This is a genomic window from Amycolatopsis plumensis (assembly GCF_042652605.1).
Lineage (GTDB): Bacteria > Actinomycetota > Actinomycetes > Mycobacteriales > Pseudonocardiaceae > Amycolatopsis > Amycolatopsis plumensis.
This window is the reverse complement of record NZ_JBHSJY010000001.1, coordinates 8,291,641-8,310,143: the sequence shown is the minus strand read 5'-3', so window position 1 is coordinate 8,310,143 and position 18,503 is coordinate 8,291,641. Positions and strand designations below refer to the sequence as shown.

6 protein-coding genes are annotated in these 18,503 nt (G+C 74.9%); 3 read left to right on the top strand and 3 right to left on the bottom strand.

From position 1 onward, the window contains the following. Together ACFPLC_RS40015 and ACFPLC_RS40010 are read right to left on the bottom strand one after the other, a co-directional pair. Positions 1–4,614, bottom strand: coding sequence for a type I polyketide synthase (locus tag ACFPLC_RS40015; RefSeq protein WP_378189557.1), 4,614 nt, complete (start codon positions 4,612–4,614; stop codon positions 1–3). A 28-nt stretch (positions 4,615–4,642) separates the two neighbouring features. Then, positions 4,643–12,604 carry an SDR family NAD(P)-dependent oxidoreductase gene (locus ACFPLC_RS40010; protein ID WP_378189559.1) on the bottom strand — a complete coding sequence of 2,654 codons (7,962 nt, stop codon included), beginning with the start codon at positions 12,602–12,604 and terminating at the stop codon, positions 4,643–4,645. A 482-nt stretch (positions 12,605–13,086) separates the two neighbouring features. Here ACFPLC_RS40010 and ACFPLC_RS40005 point away from each other — a divergent pair, with 482 nt between their 5' ends. The 3 genes from ACFPLC_RS40005 to ACFPLC_RS39995 all read left to right on the top strand — a co-directional run bounded on the left by ACFPLC_RS40005 (position 13,087) and on the right by ACFPLC_RS39995 (position 17,964). Next, positions 13,087–14,316, top strand: coding sequence for a pyridoxal-dependent decarboxylase, exosortase A system-associated (locus ACFPLC_RS40005; RefSeq protein WP_191316317.1), 1,230 nt, complete (start codon positions 13,087–13,089; stop codon positions 14,314–14,316). A gap of 16 nt (positions 14,317–14,332) precedes the next feature. Further along, positions 14,333–16,822 carry an AfsR/SARP family transcriptional regulator gene (locus ACFPLC_RS40000; protein WP_378189561.1) on the top strand — a complete coding sequence of 830 codons (2,490 nt, stop codon included), beginning with the start codon at positions 14,333–14,335 and terminating at the stop codon, positions 16,820–16,822. A gap of 215 nt (positions 16,823–17,037) precedes the next feature. Then, positions 17,038–17,964 (top strand): TIGR03564 family F420-dependent LLM class oxidoreductase, encoded by a 927-nt coding sequence (locus ACFPLC_RS39995; protein WP_378189563.1) that lies wholly within the window; start codon positions 17,038–17,040, stop codon positions 17,962–17,964. On the opposite strand, the gene ACFPLC_RS39990 is transcribed toward ACFPLC_RS39995, so the two are convergent. Next, on the bottom strand, positions 17,957–18,445 hold the full coding sequence (locus ACFPLC_RS39990) for a beta-class carbonic anhydrase (RefSeq protein ID WP_378189565.1): 489 nt from the start codon (positions 18,443–18,445) through the stop codon (positions 17,957–17,959). The genes ACFPLC_RS39995 and ACFPLC_RS39990 overlap by 8 nt on opposite strands. Positions 18,446–18,503: the final 58 nt, after the last annotated feature.

The following is an 18,503-nucleotide window of genomic DNA, read 5'->3' as shown; positions in this document are numbered from 1 at the left end:
TCATTTCCGGGTGCCGGCCAGGCGGCGGCGCTGGCCCCGCGCGGATCCGGTGGTGGCCGCCCGCGGGGCGGGGGCGTCGGTGTCGGTCAGTGCGGCGGCGAACGCGGCCACGGTGGGGTGGCCGAAAAGCACAGCCGGCGCGATCCGGCGGGCGAGGCGCTTCTCCAGCGCCGCCACCATGGCCATGCCGACCAGCGAGTTGCCGCCGAGGTCGAAGAACGGGTCGTGCACGCCGACGGCGTCGATGCCGAGGAACTCGCCCCAGACACCGGCGATGTCGGTCTCGAGCTCGCCGCGCGGGGCGGCGTACTCGGTGCGCAGCGGCGGCCGTGGATAGCGTGCTTTCGGGGCCGGTGCGGCTTCGAGCAGGCCGCCGAGGTCGTTGAGCGCGGCCAGCTCGCGGCGGGCCGCGGGCAGGTCCTGGCGCAGGGCCACGACCGTGCCGCGGAAGCCGTGCCCGGCCAGCTTGTCGAGGAGCGCGCACCCGGCTTCGGCGGTGAAGCCGTAGCGGCGGCGGTAGGCGAGGCGGGCTTCGCCGGTGGCCGCGTCGGCCCAGGCGTCGTGCTGCCAGTGGCCCCAGGCGACGGTCACCACCTGGGTGTCCGCCGTGGACAGTGCGGCGCCGTGGGCGTCGAGGACGCTGTTGGCCGCGCAGTAGTCGGCTTCGCCGATGCCGCCGACGACGGTGACGATCGAGGAGAACAGGACCAGCCGCCGGGGCCGGGCGTCGAGGAGCGGGCCGACCGCATTCACCTTCGGGGCGAGCGTGCGGTGCATGTCCTCGGCGCTGCGGCGCTGGGCGAGACCGCCACCGGGCAGGCCCGCGGCGTGCACGATGGAGTCGAGCTCGCCGAACCGGGCCTTGGCTTCGGTCAGGGCTTCGGCCAGTTGCTCCGGGACACCCGCGTCGGCCTTGAGCACCAGCACTTCGGCCTGGAGTTCCGCGAGGTCGTTCCGGTCGGCCTCGCCGGTGCGGCTGATCAGCACGAGCTTGCGGGCGCCGTGGCGGACGAGGTGCTTGGCCACGATCATGCCGAGGCCGCGGGTGCCGCCGGTGATCACGTGCGTGCCGCCCCAGTCCGGCGTGACGTCGTCGAGGGTGAGCTCGGTGTACTCCTGGACGCGGCGGCGGCCGCCGCGCCAGCCGGCGAGCACCGGTTCGGCGGCGGCGTCGTCGGTCCACGGCCGGGCCAGCTCGGCCAGGAGGTGCCCGGCCGGGGTGCCGGGTTCGACGTCGACACCGCGCCACCGCAGGCCCGGGTACTCGGCCCGGACACCGCGGCCGAGGCCGTGCACCAGGGCGGCGTCCGGGTCGGTGAGGTCGCCGCCGGTGATCTCGGCCGCGCCGGTGGTGACGGTGAGCAGGCGGACGTCGTGGCCGTCGAGGGCCTGGACGGTCCGCAGGAGGTCGTCGAAGCCGCGGTCGTGGACGACGTGCACGGGCTGGGGGAGGATCGCGGGGTCGGTCCCGACGGTCATCCCCGCCTGCGTGGCCAGCGCGGCGAGTTCGTCGTTCGTGGTGATCAGCGAGCCGTGGGGCGGGGCCGTGGGCCGGGTGGGGTCGAGGCGCCAGACCGGGGCGTAGAGCCGGCCGGCTTCCGCCGCGGGTTCGGCCGGCGTGCGGGTCGCCTGCGGCCAGAACTTCGTGCGCTGGAAGGGGTAACCGGGCAGGGACACGGTCCGGCCGCCGGTTCGCAGCGCTGTGAAGTCGATGTCCGTGCCGAGTTCCCACAGGCGGGCGAGGGTGTCCAGCAGTGCGGTGCCCTCGGCCGGGCGGTTCTCGGCGGGCCAGGGCGCGGGCAGGGTGCCGAGCACGGCGGGCCGGGCGTCGGTGAGGTTCTGGCGGACCAGGCCGCCGAGGGTCTGGCCGGGGCCGAGCTCGACGTAGGCGTCGACGTTCTCGCCCGCGCAGTGCCGGACGCCGTCGGCGAACCGGACGGGGTGGCACAGGTGGTCGGCCCAGTACTGCGGGTCGATGGCTTCGGCGTCGGTGAGGACGGTCCCGGTCGCGTTCGACACGATGGGGATCCGGGGTGCCTGCCGGGGCACCGAGGCGACCAGCTCGGCGAGTTTCGCGCGGGCGGGTTCCAGCAGCGTGGAGTGGAACGGGTGGGCCGAGCGCAGGGTCCGCGCCGCGAGCCCGGCCGTCTTGAGTTGCCCGGCCGCGGTTTCGACGGCTTCGGGGGATCCACTGAGGACGGTCATCTGCGGGCCGTTGAGCGCGGCGACGTCGACCTCCGTGCCCCGGACGGCCGCGGCGACCTGGTCCGCGGAAGCGGCGACGGCGAGCATCCGCCCGGCCGGCGCCCGCCCGATCAGCCGGGCCCGCCCGGTGACGACGTGCAGGGCGTCGGCGAGGGTGAAGACCCCGGCGAGGCAGGCGGCGACGTACTCGCCGAGGCTGTAGCCGACGAGCAGGTCCGGCCGGACGCCCCGGTCGGCGAGGAGCCGGACGAGCGCGTACTCGACGGTGAAGAGGAGCGGGTGCGCGACCTCGGCGCGGTCGAGGAGGTCGTCTTCCTGGGCGGCGCCGAAGAAGGACGCCTCGATGGCTCGGGGTTCCGCGAAGAAGGCGGCTTCGAGGTCGACCCCGCACCGCTCGGCGGCGATGGCGCAGCACTCGTCGACGGCGTGGGCGAAGACGGGCTCGTCGCGGTAGAGCTGCGTGGCCAGGCCGCGGTAGAGGTCCCCGACGCCGGGCAGCAGGAAGGCGACCTTCGGAGCGCTCGGCTTGCGGTGAACGCCGGGAGCCTGCGCGGCCGCGGCCAGCTGCCGGGCAGCATCGTCGAGACCGGTAGCCACGACGGCCCGCCGGTAATCAAGGTGCGCCCGCCCTTCCCGAAGGGTGTGCCCGAGATCGGCCAAAGTCAGGTCCGGGGCCCCACGCGTGATCGCCGGGGCATCTCGCGTGATCGGAGAGACATCATGCGTGATCGGAAGGGCATCACTCGTGTTTGGCGGGGCATCACCAGCGGCTCGAGCAATCTCGCTTGATGCCTCTCCAATCACGCTTGATGCCCCTCCAGTCACGTGTGATGCCTCCCCAGCCACGGGTGATGCCTCTTGAGGCACGGGGGGTGCCTGGGAGGCTTCGGCGGTGAGGTGGGCGAGGCGGGTGAGGTGGGCGCGGAGCGCGGCTGCCGAGGCGGCCGAGACCGGGATCAGCTCGGCGACCGGCGGCACCACCCCTGGTCGTGAGTGGGAAGGAGGGTTAGAACCCGCTTTTTCACTCACGACCGGGTGCGGCAGGGCGGCGAGGGGTGCGGCCTCCAGGACCAGGTGGGCGTTCGTGCCCGACCAGCCGAACGAACTGACCCCCGCCACCGCCGGGCGGCCGTGGTCCGGCAGGGGCGTCAACCCCGTCGCGGGCCGGACCGCCGCGCTCGCCAGCACCTGCTCGGCCGGGTCGTCCATGTGCAGGTTCGGCGGCATCTCACCGTTCTCCAGCACCAGGACCGTCTTGATCAGCCCCGCGATCCCCGCCGCCGTGTGGGTGTGGCCGATGTTCGTCTTCACCGCTCCGACCGTCAGCGGACGGGAACCGGGACGCGCGCCGAACACGTCGCCGAGCGCACCCAGCTCGATCTCGTCACCCAGCGGCGTTCCCGAACCGTGCGCCTCCAGGAAGTCGACGTCACCCGGTTCGGCCGAAGCGTCGGCGAGCGCCCGGCGGATCACGTCGACCTGCGCGCCGCGGTTGGGGGCCGTCAGGCCGTTGCTGCGGCCGTCCTGGTTCACCGCCGAACCGCGGATCACCGCGCGGACGCGGTGGCCGTCGCGCAGGGCGTCGGACAGCCGGGCCAGCACCACCATCCCGCCGCCCTCGCCCATCATGTAGCCGTCGGCACTCGTGTCGAACGTGTGGCAGCGGTCGGTCGGCGACAGCAGCGCGTTGCGGCTGCTGTACACGTACAGGAACGGGTGCAACGCCAGGAACCCGCCGCCGGCCAGCGCGTAGTCGCATTCGCCCGCCCGCAGCGCGCGGGCCGCGAGGTGCACCGCGACCAGCGTCGACGAGCACGCCGTGTCCAGCGAGAACGCCGGCCCGCGCAGGTCGAAGTGGTAGGCCAGCCGTCCGGCGACGACGCTGGCGAGGCTGCCCTGGCCCATGTACGGGTCCGCGTAGACGCCGGTGCCTTCGCGCTCGGCTTCCACCTGGCCGTACTGGAAACTGTCGGAAAACCCGAGCAGCACGCCGGTGCGGCTGCCCCGCAAGCGCGGCGCCGGAGTGCCGGCGTCGTCCATCGCCTCCCACGCCAGCTCCATCAGCAGCCGCTGCTGCGGGTCCAGCCGCAGCGCTTCCTGCGGGGCGTAGCCGAAGAAGCCGGCGTCCCAGCCGTCCACTTCGGACAGGAAGGCACCGCGGCGGCCGGTGCTGCCGGGCACGTGGTCGAACCGGCCGTCGGGGACGGGCCCGACCTCGGCGGCCCGGCCTTCGCGCAGCAGCTTCCAGTACGCCTCGACGTCGGGGGCGCCCGGGAACCGGCAGGACATGCCGATCACGGCGATGGGCTCGCTCTCGCGGGCCTCGTACTCGGCCAGCCGGCGGCGCGCGCCCGCGAGCTCGACCGTCGCCCGCTTCAGGTAGTCGCGAAGCTTGTCTTCGCCGGTCATGATCGAACCCCTATCCGTTCGCAAAACGTCACAGCTTGTCGATGAAGGCGAAGAGCTCGTCGTCCGAGGCGAGGTCGAGCGCGGGCTCCGCGCCGAGCCCGTCCAGGGCCTCCCGCAGCACGTCCGCCAGCCGGGCGCGGTCCTCGGCGCCCGCGTCGGCCAGGACTTCGCCGAGCGTGTCGCGCAACCGCTGCGCGGGGTCCGGCGGCGGCGGGAGCAGCTCACCGAGCAGGTGCGCGGCCAGCAGCTCGACGGTCGGATGGTTGAACAGCAGCGACGCGGGCAGCCGCAGCCCGGTCCCGGCGCCGATGCGGTTGCGCAGCTTCACCGACGTCAGCGAGTCGATCCCGAGCTCGCTGAACGGCTTCGCCACCTCGACCGAGGCCGGCGACCGGTGCCCCAGCGCCGTGGCGACCTCCGTCCGGACGAAGCCGGTCACCGTCGCGGCCGCGGTCTCGCGGTCCAGCCCGGCGAGCTGCCCGGCCAGACCGGCCGGGACCGGCGCGGCCGCGGCGGCCCGACGCACCGGCACGAGACTCCGCAGCACAGCGGGGACGTCGTCGGCCGCCCGCAGGGCCGCGGTGTCCCAAGTGGACGCCACCACCGTGCCGGAGAGGCCGAGTGCGGCGTCGAACGCGGCGAGCCCCTGCGCCTCGGTGATCGGCCGGACGCCGATCAGGCGCGAACGGTCCGTGGCGGTCATCCCGGCGGTCATGCCGGTGGCCGTGTCCCACAGGCCCCACGCGATCGACACGGCGGGCAGCCCGCGGGCCGCCCGGTACTCCGCCAGCGCGTCGAGTGCGGCGTTGGCGGCGGCGTAGTTCGCCTGACCGCGGTTGCCGAGCACCCCCGCGATCGAGGAGAACAGCACGAACGCGGCGAGGGGCTGCCCTTCGGTCAGCTCGTGCAGCAGCCAGGCGGCGTCACGCTTGGGCCGCAGCACGGTCTCCAGCTGCGCCTTCGTGAGCCCGGTGATGGTGGAGTCGTCGAGGACCCCGGCCGCGTGGACCACCCCGGTGAGCGTCTCGCCGGCCAGGACCGCTTCCAGCGCACCGCGGTCGGCGACGTCGGCCGCCACCACGCGAACGCGGGCGTCCAGCCCGGCCAGCCGCGCCGGGACGTCGCCACCGCGGCGCGAGACCAGCAGCAGGTCGCGGACGCCGTGCGTGGTCACCAGCCGCTCGGCGACCAGGACGCCGAGCCCACCGGTGCCGCCGGTGACCAGGACCGTGCCACTCCCGAAGTCCACTGTGGAGGGATCGGTGATGTACCGGGCCAGCCGGGGCACCAGCACCGCGCCGTCGCGGACGGCGAACTGCGGTTCGCCCGTTTCCAGGGCGGCCGCGAGGGACGCACCGGGCCGGGCGCCGGCGAGGGCGAAGCGGCCGGGGTGCTCGGCGATGGCCGAGCGCACCAGGCCCCACACCGGCGCGCCTTCGGGCGAGCCCGGGTCCTGCAGGAACACCAGCTTCGAGCCGTCGCAGCGCTCGTCGAGCAGCCAGCGCTGCAGCAGGTCCAGAACGGCGGGCAGCTCGTGCGCGGTGGTGAGCACGATCGGCGGCACGACCTCGGGCAGCTCGGTGCCGATCACCGTCCACTCGCGATCGGCACCGCTGCCCACCGCGGCCGGCGTCCATTCGACGCGGTACAGCTCCGCGGCGGCTTTCGCCTCGGCGGCGGGCCGCAGCAGCAGCGACTCGACGCCGCCGAGCGGGGTGCCCGCCGTGTCGTAGAGGGTGACTTCGACGCCGGTGGTCGCCGAGCCGGACAGCCGGGCCCGCACCGAGCCCGGCAGGGGCGAGGTGACCCGCAGGCCACCGAAGGAGAACGGGAGGAGCAGCTCGGTGCCGTCGAGCACCAGCGCGTGCAGCACCGCGTCGAGCACCGCGGGGTGGGCGGTGAACTCCCCGTCGGCGGGAAGCTCGACCTCGACGTACCGGTCTTCGCCGTCACGCCACAACGCGGCGAGCCCCTGGAACGCGGGTCCGTACTCGTAGCCGCGTTCGGCGAGCCGCGCGTAGGCGCCGTCGAGGTCGACTGGTTCCGCTCCGAGCGGCGGCCAGGCGGGCAGGGGAGTGCCGGGTGCCTGCGCCGGGCTCACCGTGCCGGTCGCGTGCCGCGTCCACGGTCCGTCGCCGAGTCGCGAGTGGACGGTCAGCGGGCGGCGGCCGTGGTCGTCCGCGCCGCCGAGGCCGACCTGGACTTCGACCGCGCCGGACGCGGGCAGCGCCAGCGGCGCTTCGAGCGTCAGGTCCTCGACGCTCCCGCCGTCCGCCGCTTCCAGGGCCAGCTCGGCGAACCCGGTGCCGGGGAACAGGACCGTGCCGCGGACCGCGTGCCCCGCCAGCCAGGGCAGCGAGGTGAGGGACAGCTTTCCGGTGGCGACCAGGCCGTCGCCCTCGGCGACCGGGGTGGGGGAGCCGAGCAGGCCGCGTTCGCCGTCGGTGAGCCAATAACGCTGCCGATCGAACGCCGAGGTCGGCACATCCGGGTGGCGGGTGACCGGGCCGAGCAGCCGCGGCCAGTCGACTCCGGCGCCCCGCACGTGCGCCGCGGCCAGGGCGAGCAGGAACCGGCGGCGCCCGCCTTCCCCGCGGCGCAGGGTGCCCACGGCGGTGCCGTCGACGGCCGCGTCGGCCAGGATCTCCTGCACCGCGCCCGCGAGGATGGGGTGCGGGCTGACCTCGACGAACAGCGGCCGCCGGTAGCCGGCGAAGGCACGGACGGCGGCGTCGAACCGCACCGGCTCGGCGAGGTTGCGGTACCAGTAGTCCGCGGTCAGCTCGGAGCCCGGGAGGAAGCCGCCGGTGCAGGAAGAGCAGATCGTGGTCGCGGTGTCGGCGGGGGCGAGTTCGCCGATCTCTCGGAGCAGGGCGTCGCGGACCGCTTCGACGTGCGGGGTGTGTGCCGCGTACGCCACCGGGGTGCGCCGGATCTGGACGTCCGCGCAGGCGGCCGCGAACTCCTCGATCGCGGCCAGCTCGCCGCCGACCACGGTGCCGGCCGGGCCGTTGTCCACGGCCGGCCACAGGCGCCCGGCCCACGGGGCCAGGCGTTCCCGCACCTGCGCGACGGGCAGGCCGACGGCGAGGATGCCGCCCGTCCCGTCCAGCTCGGCGGTGAGCAGCCTGCTCCGGACGGCGATGATCCGGGCGGCGTCGGCGAGCGGCAGGGCCCCGGCGACGACGGCCGCGGCCAGCTCGCCCTGGGAGTGGCCGACCACCGCGGCCGGAGCGACCCCGGCGGCCTGCCACAGTCCGGCGAGGGCGACCATGACGGCGAACAGCACCGGCTGCACGACCTCGGTCCCCTCCAGGTCCGGCGCGCCGTCGGCGCCGGTGAGCACGTCGAGAACGGACCAGCCGGTGTGCGGGCGCAGTGCCTCGGCGGCCTCGGTGAGCAGCCGTGCGAAGGTGGCGTCCGCGGCGAGCAGTTCGGCGGCCATGCCCGGCCACTGGGCGCCCTGGCCGGGGAAGACGAACACGGTCTTGGTGTCGCCCCCGGAGGTGCCGGTGACGAGCGCGGGGTGCGGGGCGCCCTCGGCGAGGGATTCGAGGGCAGCCGCCAGTTCCGCCCGGTCTTCGGCGACGACGACCGCGCGGCAGACCCCGGGACGGCGCCGGGCGAGGACCGCACCGGTGGCGGCGATGTCGTGGTCGGTGGCGGTTTCGGCGTAGGCCCGCAGCCGGGTGGCGTGGGTGCGGAGGGCGGCGTCGGTGTGGGCGTGCAGGGGCCAGACGATCGGCTCGGTGATGGCTGTCGTCGGCGCTGCGGCGGGTGCGGTGTCGGGTTCGGCCTGGGCGGCCAGCGGTCTGGCCGGCGCTGCGGAGGCGGTGGCTTCGGTTCCGGCCTCGGCCTGCGCGGGCTCCTCAGCCGGTGCGGCCTCCAGCACCACGTGCGCATTGGTCCCGCTGATGCCGAAGCTCGACACCGCCGCCCGCCGCGGACGGCCGCGGTCGGACCACGCCTGGGCCTCCGACAGGACCTCGACCCGGCCGCTCGCCCAGTCCACGTGCCGGCTCGGCACCTCGGCGTGCAACGTCCGCGGGATCGTGTCGTGACGCAGGGCCTCGACCATCTTGATCACCCCCGCCACGCCGGCCGCCGCCTGGGTGTGGCCGATGTTGGACTTCAGCGATCCCAGCCACAGTGGTGTCTCGCGGTCCTGTCCGTAGGTGGCCAGCAGCGCGTGCGCCTCGATCGGGTCGCCCAGCGCCGTTCCCGTGCCGTGGGCCTCGACCACGTCCACGTCCGCTGTGGACAGTCCAGTGGCGGCCAGCGCCCGGCGGATCACCTGCTGCTGCGCCTGGCCGTTGGGCGCCGTGAGGCCGTTGCTGGCACCGTCGGAACCGGTCGCGCCGCCGCGCAGGAGCGCGAGCACCGGGTGGCCGTGGCGGCGGGCGTCCGACAGGCGCTCCAGCACGAGCATGCCCGCGCCCTCCGCGAACGCCGTGCCGTCGGCGTCCGCGGAGAAGGCCTTCGCGCGGCCGTCGGCGGAAAGGCCGTTCTGCCGCGTGAAGTCCACTAGGTTGCCCGGGGCCGCCATCACGGTGACGCCGCCCGCGAGGGCCAGCGAGCAATCGCCGCGGTGCAGCGCGTCGGCGGCCAGCTGGATCGCGACCAGCGACGACGAGCACGCCGTGTCCACCGTCAACGCGGGCCCGCGCAGCCCATACGTATACGCGATCCGGCCCGACGCCACGCTCGGGGACGTGCCGGTGAGGCGGTGGCCGTCGACCAGCCCGGTCGGCTCGTGCAGGCGCGGGCCGTAGTCCATGGCCATCGCGCCGACGAACACGCCGGTGTCGGTTCCCTCGAGCGAGCCGAGCCCGGCGCGCTCGATCGCCTCGTGGCTGATCTCCAGCAGCACCCGCTGCTGCGGGTCCATGGCCAGGGCCTCGCGCGGGCTCAGGCCGAAGAACGCCGGGTCGAACCGGTCGGCGTCGTGGAGGAAGCCGCCGAACCGGGTGGCGCACGAGCCCGGCCCGGCGTCGCCGAGGAGCGTGTCGAGGTCCCAGCCGCGGTTCGCGGGCAGCTCCGTGACGGCCTCGCCGCCGGCGGCCACCAGGTCCCACAGCTCGGCCGGGGTGGTGATGCCGCCGGGGAACCGGCAGCCCATGGCGACGATCGCGATCGGGTCGTCCTGCCGCGGCTTCATTTCCTCCGGAGGAGCGACGTCGTCCGGCTGCGCCCGCAGGTGCGTGATCAGGTGGGCCGGGGAGGGAAAGTCGAACAGCAGCGTGGTCGGCAGCTTGCGCCCGGTGGTGGCCTGCAGCCGGGTGCGCAGCTCCACCACGCTCACCGAGTCGAAGCCAAGGTCCTTGAACGTGGCCGCGGGATCGATGCCGTCGGCGTCGGCGTGGCCCAGGACGGCCGCGGCCGTGGCGAGGACCAGGTCGGCGACCTGCGCGGGATCGACGGCCACCGGGGCGGCGGCCACCTCTTCGCCGAGCCAGTAGCGGGTCCGCCGGAACGCATACGTCGGCAGGTCCACCAAGCGCGAGCCGGGCACCTCCCACCGCACGCCGGCTCCGGCGACGAACGCCTCGGCCAGGCTGTGCCGCAGGCGATCGCCGCCACCGTCGTCACGCCGCAGCGTTCCGACGACGGCCACCGCGCGGTCCTCGGCTTCGGCGGTTTCCTCGATGCTGCCCAGCAGCACCGGGTGCGGGCTGCACTCGACGAACCGCGCGCCCCCGGCCGCGAGGGCCCCGGCCGTCGCCGAAGCGAACCGCACCGGGCGGCGCAGGCTTTCGAACCAGTACTCGGCGTCAAGCCCCGCGGTGTCGAAGGGCTCTCCGGTGAGTGCCGAGACGAAAGTGACCGAAGTGGACACCGGCCGCACCGGGGCCAGCAGCCGCAGGATCTCCGCCCGCAGCGGGTCGACCGCCGCCGAGTGCGACGCGTAGTCGACCGGCAGGATCTTCGCGCGGTGGCCGTCGGCGGTGAGCGTGGTGTGCAACGCCGCCAGCGCGTCGGACGGCCCGGACAGCACCACCGACCGGGTGCCGTTCACCGCGGCCACCGACACCCCGGCCGGCAGCAGCGGAACGACGGTGTCCTCGGGCGCGCCGACCGACATCATTCCGCCGCCGCGTGGCATCCCGGCGATCGCCCGGCTCCGCAAGGCGACCACGCGGGCGCCGTCGGAGAGGGACAGCGCGCCGATCGCGGTGGCGGCGGCGATCTCGCCCTGGGAGTGCCCGACGACGACCGACGGCGTGAGACCCGCGTCGCGCCAGACCTCCGCCAGCGAAACCATGACCGCCCACAGCGCGGGCTGCACGACGTCGACGCGGTCGAGGTCGGCGGTTCCCGCGCGGAGGCCGTCGAACAGGTCGTAGTCCACGAACTCCGCGAGCGCGGCCGAGCATTCCGCCAGCCGGCGGGCGAACACGGACGAGTCGCGCAGCAGCGCGCGGGCCATGGCCGGCCACTGCGAACCCTGTCCGGGAAACACGAGCACGTCGGTGCCGTCGACGGTCCGCCCGGTCACGACGTTCTCCGACGGCGTGCCGTCGGCCAGCGACGCGAGGTCGTCGAACACGACCGCGCGGTGCTCGAAGAGCTCACGGGTGCACAGCAGCGACCGGGCGACATCGCCGTGGGCGAGGTCCGGGTGCTCGGCCAGGTGGCCGGCGAGCGCCCGGGCCTGGGCGGGCAGGGCGGCGGCCGACCGGGCCGAGAGCACCAGCGGGACGTCCTCGGCGGCGATGTCTTCGGGCGGCGCGGAAGCCGGGGCTTCGGCCAGGACGAGGTGGCAGTTGGTGCCGCCGACGCCGAACGAGCTGACGCCGGCGACGAGCCGGTCCTGCGGCCGCGGCCAGTCCCGGGCCTCCCGCACGAGTTCGAGGTTCAGCGACTCGAACGGGATGGCCGGGTTCGGCGTCGCGAAGTTCAGGCTCGGGCTCAGGCGGCGCTCGGACAGGCACACCAGCACCTTCAGCAGCCCGGCGACGCCGGCGGCGCCTTCGAGGTGGCCGACCACGGTCTTCACCGAACCGACCGGCAGCGGCTCCGGGCGCTCGCCGGCGAACGCGGCGCCCAGCGCCTCCGCCTCGATCGGGTCGCCGACCGGCGTGCCGGTGCCGTGCAGTTCGACGTACTGGACGTCGGACGGCGCGACTCCGGCATCGGCGCAGGCCAGCCGGATCACCTCGGTCTGCGCCTCCGCCCGCGGGACGGTGAGACCGGCGCCGCCGCCGTCGTTGTTCACCGCGCCGCCCAGCAGCACGGCGTGCACGCGGTCGCCGTCCGCGAGCGCGGCGCTCAGCGGCTTGAGGACGACCAGGCCGCCGCCCTCGCCGCGGACGTACCCGTCGGCGCGGCTGTCGAAGGTGTGGCAGCGGCCCCGCGGGGACAGCGCGCCGAAGCGGTCCACGGTCTCGGTGCCCGCGGCCAGGAGGTTGAGGTTCACCCCGCCGGCGAGCGCCACGGCCGCGGTCCCGCGGCGCAGCTGCTCGGCCGCCAGGTGCACCGCGACCAGCGAGGACGACTGTCCCGAGTCGACGGTCAGGCTCGGACCGCGCAGGCCGAGCACGTAGGAGACGCGGTTGGCGATGAGGCTGCGGTGGGTGCCGGTGAGCGTGTGCGGCCCGGCGCCGAGGCGGTCGTGCAGCAGCGCGTAGTCGCCGTTGATCGCGCCGATCACGACGGCGGTGCCGCTGCCGCGCAGGGTGCCGGGCGCGATCCGGGCGTCCTCGCAGGCCTCCCAGGCGAGCTCCAGCACCAGCCGCTGCTGCGGGTCCATCGCCGCGGCCTCGCGCGGGGAGACGCCGAAGAAGGCCGCGTCGAATCCGTCCACATCGGACACGAAGCCGCCGCGCCCGGTGCCGTCGCCGTCCGGCCACCGGCCCGGCGGGACCTCGCCGACGGCCTCGCGGCCCTCGGCCAGCAACCGGCGCAGCCGCGCCGGGCCGGCGGCGCCGGGCAGCCGGCAGGACATGCCGACCACCGCGATCGGCTCACCGGGAGCAGGCAGGGAAGACATAGTTCACCCATCGTCGGAAGGGGCGCGGAAATCGGGAAAACGGTGGTGCTGACCGAATGGCACCGGTTCCCGGGCATTTCCGGGTGGTGCCGGTGGATTCCGATCGTGCGGGCTGCGCACCCCGTTCGTCAAGAGGTGTTTCCGGGGCCGGCGATGGCAGGCAGGCGACGGCAGGAAGCTGCCACCGCGGCACGCCACCCGGCTGGAGCAGCGCCGGTGGGTGACTGCGCCGAACGGTGTGGTCAATCGCCCTGACCTGCGGAAATGACCGTCCAGTCCGATGTGGATGTGTCACCGGAGTGACCGCGCGGACACAGCAGGTACACCTGGGTGCCGCCCTCCCCAGGTGGGTACCGAATCTGGGTGAGGACTACCCATGCCCGGGTGGGTGGGTAGTTGCTTCAGTGGTCCCCGTGCCGCCGGGAACTGCCGGTGGTGCTTTTCCGATAGCCATTTCCCCGTGCTCGAAGAAAAGGAAAGCGATGGCGAACACGACGGAAGCCGCGGCGGCGCCGTTCGGCCGGGCCGGCGGTGTGCTCACCGTGGGCGGCGTGCCCGTGGACCGGCTCGCGGCGCGGGTCGGCACCACCCCCTTCTTCGCCTACGACCGCTCGCTCGTCACCTCGCGCGTCGAGCGGGTGCGGGCCGCGCTGCCCGGCGACGTCGAGCTGAGCTACGCGGTCAAGGCCAACCCGATGCCCGCCCTGCTGCACCACCTCAGCGGCCTCGTCGACGGCCTCGACGTCGCCTCCGCCGGGGAACTGCGGCAGGCGCTCGACACGACCGTCCCGCCCGAACGGATCAGCTTCGCCGGGCCCGGCAAGACCGCCGCCGAGCTGGCCCGCGCGGTCGCCGCCGGCGTCACCGTCGAACTGGAATCCACCACCGAGCTCACCCGCGTCCGGGAGGCGGGCGACCGCCTCGGCCTCACCCCGCGCGTGGCGCTGCGGGTGAACCCGGACTTCGCCGTGCGCGGGTCCGGCATGCGGCTGGGCGGTGGCCCGCAGCAGTTCGGCATCGACGCCGAGCGCGTCCCCGCGGTGCTGACCGAGGTCGGCGCCGCGGGCCTGGACTTCCAGGGCTTCCACGTCTTCGCCGGCTCCCAGAACCTGCGCGCGGAAAGCCTGTGCGAGGCCCAGCGCGCGACGGTCGACCTGGTGCTGCAGCTCGCCGAGGCGGCGCCCGGCCCGGTGCGGTCGGTGAACCTCGGCGGCGGCTTCGGCATCCCCTACACCGCCCGCGACACAGCGCTGGACCTCGACGAGGTCGGCGAGAACCTGGCGAAGCTCCTCGACGTCTCGCTGCGGCCCGCGCTGCCCGAGGCGCGCGTGGTGATCGAGCTCGGCCGCTACCTGGTGGGGGAGGCCGGGGTCTACCTCACCCGCGTGGTCGACCGGAAGGTCTCGCGCGGCACCACGTTCCTCGTCGTCGACGGCGGCCTCCACCACCAGCTGGCCGCGTCCGGCAACTTCGGCCAGGCCATCCGCCGCAACTACCCCCTGGAACTCGCGTCCGCCCCCCGCGGTCCCGAAGAGACGGTGACGGTGGTCGGCTGCCTGTGCACCCCGCTCGACCTCCTCGGCGACCGGGTTTCCCTGCCCGGTGCGGCGATCGGCGACCTGATCGCGATCTTCCAGGCCGGCGCCTACGGCCTGACCGCCAGTCCCACCGCCTTCCTCGGGCACCCGGCGCCGCCCGAAGTCCTCGTCTGACCCCGGAGGGAACACCGTGCAGACCACCGTGCCGACACCCGGAACCCCCGTGCTCCGTGCCGTCCCCGACCAGGTGCCCGAACCCGGGTTCCGCGTCCTCGGCCTGCTCCAGGTCCGCGGCCGCGAGCCGGTGGCCGTCACCGCGCGCCGCCAGCAGGTGGTGCTCGCGCTGCTGCTGCTCAACGGCAACCGTGTGGTGCCCTTGGAAGTGCTGCTCGACGCGCTGTGGGGCGCCGAGCCGCCCGCGACGGCCCGGGCGCAGGTCCAGACCTGCGTCTCGGCGCTGCGCCGGGCGCTGGCCAAAGCCGGGCTGGGCGATCGGATCTCCGCGCGCGGCAGCGGCTACTGCCTCGACCTCGCCCCCGGGGAACTGGACCTGCACGAGTTCGAGACGCTGGTGGCGCGGGGGCGGGCGGCGCGGCGGCCGGAGGAGGCCCGCGCGGCGTTCCGCGAGGCGCTGGCGCTGTGGCGCGGGGAACCGCTCACCGGGATCGACAGCGGTGTCGTGCGCGCCCACCAGGTCCGCATCGCGCAGCGCCGAGTGGAGGTGCTCGAGGACTGCCTCGACGCCGAGCTCGAGCTGGGCCTGCACCGCGAGGTCGTCGGCGAGATCTCGGTGCTGACCGAGGAGTACCCGCTGCGCGAGCGGTTCGTGCTGCAGCTGATGACCGCGCTGCACCGGTGCGGCCGCCGGGTCGAGGCGCTCGCCGCCTACCGGGCCGTGCGCCGCCGCTTCGTCGACGAACTGGGCCTGGAGCCCGGCGCCGCGCTGCGCGAGCTGCACCAGGACATCCTCGCCGGTTCGAGCGAGGCGCCCGCGAGCGCCCGCGCGGTCCCGCGGATGCTGCCCGCCCGCCTGCCGTACTTCACCGGGCGCGAGCGCCTGCTGGCGGGACTGCGGCGCGGCCTCACCGACGACGGGCCCGGCGCGGCCGTGGTCACCGTCCTCACCGGACGCGGCGGGGCGGGCAAGTCCGCCGTGGCGGCGGAGGCCGCGCACCGCGCCGCGCCGGCGTTCCCCGACGGCGTGCTCTACGCACGGCTCGCCGACGAGGACGCCGCCGAGGTCCTGGCGCGGTTCCTGCACGCACTCGGCGTGCCCGCGGGAGAGATCCCCGAGGACCTGGACGGACGTGCGGCGCTCTACCGCAGCGTGCTCGCCGGGCGCCGGGTGCTGACGGTGCTGGAGGACGCGGCGAACCTGGCGCGCGTCACGCCCTTCGTCGCGGACGCCCGGGGCTGCCGGCTGGTCGTCACCACCCACGCCCGCGTGCCGTCGCTGCCGGGCGTGGCGGTGGCCGAGCTCGACGTCCTGGACGGGGCGGAGGGCGTCGAGCTGCTGTCCGCGCTCGTCGGCGAAGACCGCGTGACCGCGGAGCTGTCGGACGCGGTGGAGCTGGTCGAGCTGTGTGGTGGCCTGCCGCTGGCCGTCACGGCGGCCGCGACGCACGTCGCGGCCCGGCCCGGGCGCACGCTGGCCCAGGAGGCGGCGCGGCTGCGGGCCGAGGGCGACCGGCTCGGCCGGCTCGGCGCGGGTGTCCGGGCGGCCGTCGGGCGTGGTCTGGCGGAGCTGCCGCCGCCGGCGCGGGACCTGTTCGCGCGGCTGGCCCTGCTTCCCGCGGGCAGCTGGGCGGGCTGGGCCGCGACGGCGCTGTCGGAGCTCGACCCGGCCGAAGCCGCCGACGCGCTGGAGTCGCTGGTCGACGCCCGTCTGGTCGACGTCGCCGGAACCCGCTACCGGCTGCCGTCGCTGACCCGGCTGCTCGCACTGGAACTTGCTGCGGCACAACCATTCCGGGCGGCGTCGCGGCGGCTGTTCGGTGCCTGGCTGTCCCTGACCGACGAGGTCCGGGGAGTCGAGGCGGGGAGTGCTCCGCGGACGCCGGTTCCGGCCGACCTCGGTGACCTGGCCACCTGGTACGACCGGGAGTCCGCCGGTTTGCTGGCCGCGGTGCGCCAAGCGGCCGACGCGGGGGAGCCGGGGTACTGCGCGGAACTGGCGCTGGCCGTGGCCGACCTGGCGGGTTCGCGCGGCCGGTACGCGGACTGGCGCGAGAGCGGCGAAACGGCGTTGCGCGCGGTGCGGCCGACGGGCGACCGCCGGGCCGAGGCGGCGCTCGAACGTTCGCTCGGTGAGCTGGCGGTCCGGGAGAGCCGGTTCGCCGACGCCGCGGGCCGCATCACCCGCGCGCTCACGGCGGGGGAGCAGGCGGGCGGGGTGAGCTGGGACGAGCTGGTCCGCGAAGTGCTGGCCGGAGTCGGCCGCGCTCGCTCCGCGATGGTGGCGGGGCCGGGGCTGGCGGGGTTGCCAGCCGGAGACCCGGGGACGGGCAATCGCACGGCAGAGCCGCGAATCGCGGTGGGCCGCAACCAGTACGAGCTGGCGGCGGACCGGGGCCAAGTGGACGGCGCATCGAGGCCGGTGGCCCGCGCGGGCCACCGGCGGTTGCCGCGCCCACGCCCGATCTCGTGGCGCCGGGAGTCGGAGTACCCGGAGGAAGCCTGAGCGGGCGTCCGGCCGAGCCGCTGCCTTCACCGCGCCCGCTCCGCCTCCGCCCGAAAGCGTCGTGAGTGGTAAGGCGGGTTAGAACCCGCCTTACCACTCACGACCAGCCGCGGCAGGCTGCTTGGCCGCGGCAGGCCACCTCGCCGTGAGCGTTTCGGCGCCCGTGGTCGCGAGTTCACAGAAGCCCGATCCGCCATCCAGCTCGGAGGAACCCTATGACCATCGGTGCCGCCCTGCCCGCCGGCGATCTGTCCGGCGCCGCCAACAGTGTCGAGGCGCTGCTCGGCCAGACCCGCGAGGCCGCCGACGCCGGTCTGCGTTCCGTCTGGTTCTCGCAGCTCTTCGACCACGATGCCCTCACCCTCGCCGCCCTCGCCGGGCGTGAGGTGCCCGGGATCGCTGTCGGGACCGCCGTCGTGCCGCTCTACCCGCGGCACCCGCTGCACCTCGCCGCCCAGGCGCAGACCGCGCAGGCGGCCACCGGCGGACGGTTCACCCTCGGGCTGGGCCTCGGCGTGCCCGGCCTGCTGGAGCCCGCGTTCGGCTTCGAATACCCGCCGCCGATCACGTCCCTGCGCGAGTCCCTGACCGTGCTGCGCGACATCTTCGACGGCCGCCGCCCCGCCTTCGACGGCGAAACGCTCACCGCCTGCCCGCCGCTGCCCACGGCCGTGCCCGGGGGCGGTGACGTCCCGATCGTCGTCGCCGCGATGGGACCGCAGGCCCTGCGCGTGACCGGCGAACTCGCCGACGGCACCCTGCCCTTCCTGGCCGGTCCGCGCGCGCTCGCCGAGCACGTCGTGCCCACGCTCACCAAGGCCGCCGCCGACGCCGGCCGCCCGGAACCGCGGGTGATCGCGGCCGTCCCGGCGGTGGTGACCGACGACGCCGAGACGGTCCGCCAGATCGCCGCGGTCCACCTGGGCTACTACGGCGACATCCCGTCCTACCGCCGGATCCTCGACGCCGAAGGCGCCGCGCACGCGGCCGACCTCGCGCTCATCGGCGACGAGCGCACGGTCGAGGCGGGCCTGCGCCGGTACTTCGACGCCGGGGCGACGGAGGTGGTCCTGATCCAGTCCGGGATGCGGTCCCCGCGCGAACGGCTGCGCACCTGGCAGCTGGCGGGTTCGCTCAGCTGACTTCGGCCAGCTTGCCCGTGGCGACGTCGAAGACGAACCCCCGCACCGAATCCTTCTTCGGGACGAACGGGCTGTTGCGGATCCGCGCGATCGACTGGCGGACGTCGTCCTCCAGGTCGGTGAACGCTTCGGCCGCCCACGGTGGCTTGATGCCGACTTCGTCCTGAATGGACTTCTTGAAGCCGTCGTCGGTGAAGGTGAGCATGCCGCAGTCCGTGTGGTGGATGAGGACGATCTCTTCGGTGCCCAGCAGCCGCTGGCTGATGGCGAGCGAGCGGATCGCGTCGTCGGTGGCGACGCCGCCGGCGTTGCGGATGACGTGGGCCTCGCCCTCCTGCAGGCCGAGAACGCCATAGACGTTGATGCGCGCGTCCATGCAGGCGAGCACGGCGACGTGCTTGGCGGGCGGCAGCGGCAGCGGCCCGGAGAACCGGGCGGCGTAGTCGGCGTTGTTGGCCAGGAGTTCGTCGGTGACGGACATGCCGGGTCCTTCCGATGGGCGAACGGGCTGCCTCCGAGTGGACTCGTCCCGGGTCGGC

Bases quoted from the DNA above. Each gene is read 5' to 3' on its own strand.
- ACFPLC_RS39995 (WP_378189563.1), top strand. From the start codon at position 17,038: ATGACCATCGGTGCCGCCCTGCCCGCCGGCGATCTGTCCGGCGCCGCC.
- ACFPLC_RS40005 (WP_191316317.1), top strand. From the start codon at position 13,087: ATGGCGAACACGACGGAAGCCGCGGCGGCGCCGTTCGGCCGGGCCGGC.
- ACFPLC_RS40015 (WP_378189557.1), bottom strand. From the start codon at position 4,614: ATGACCGGCGAAGACAAGCTTCGCGACTACCTGAAGCGGGCGACGGTC.
- ACFPLC_RS39990 (WP_378189565.1), bottom strand. From the start codon at position 18,445: ATGTCCGTCACCGACGAACTCCTGGCCAACAACGCCGACTACGCCGCC.
- ACFPLC_RS40010 (WP_378189559.1), bottom strand. From the start codon at position 12,604: ATGTCTTCCCTGCCTGCTCCCGGTGAGCCGATCGCGGTGGTCGGCATG.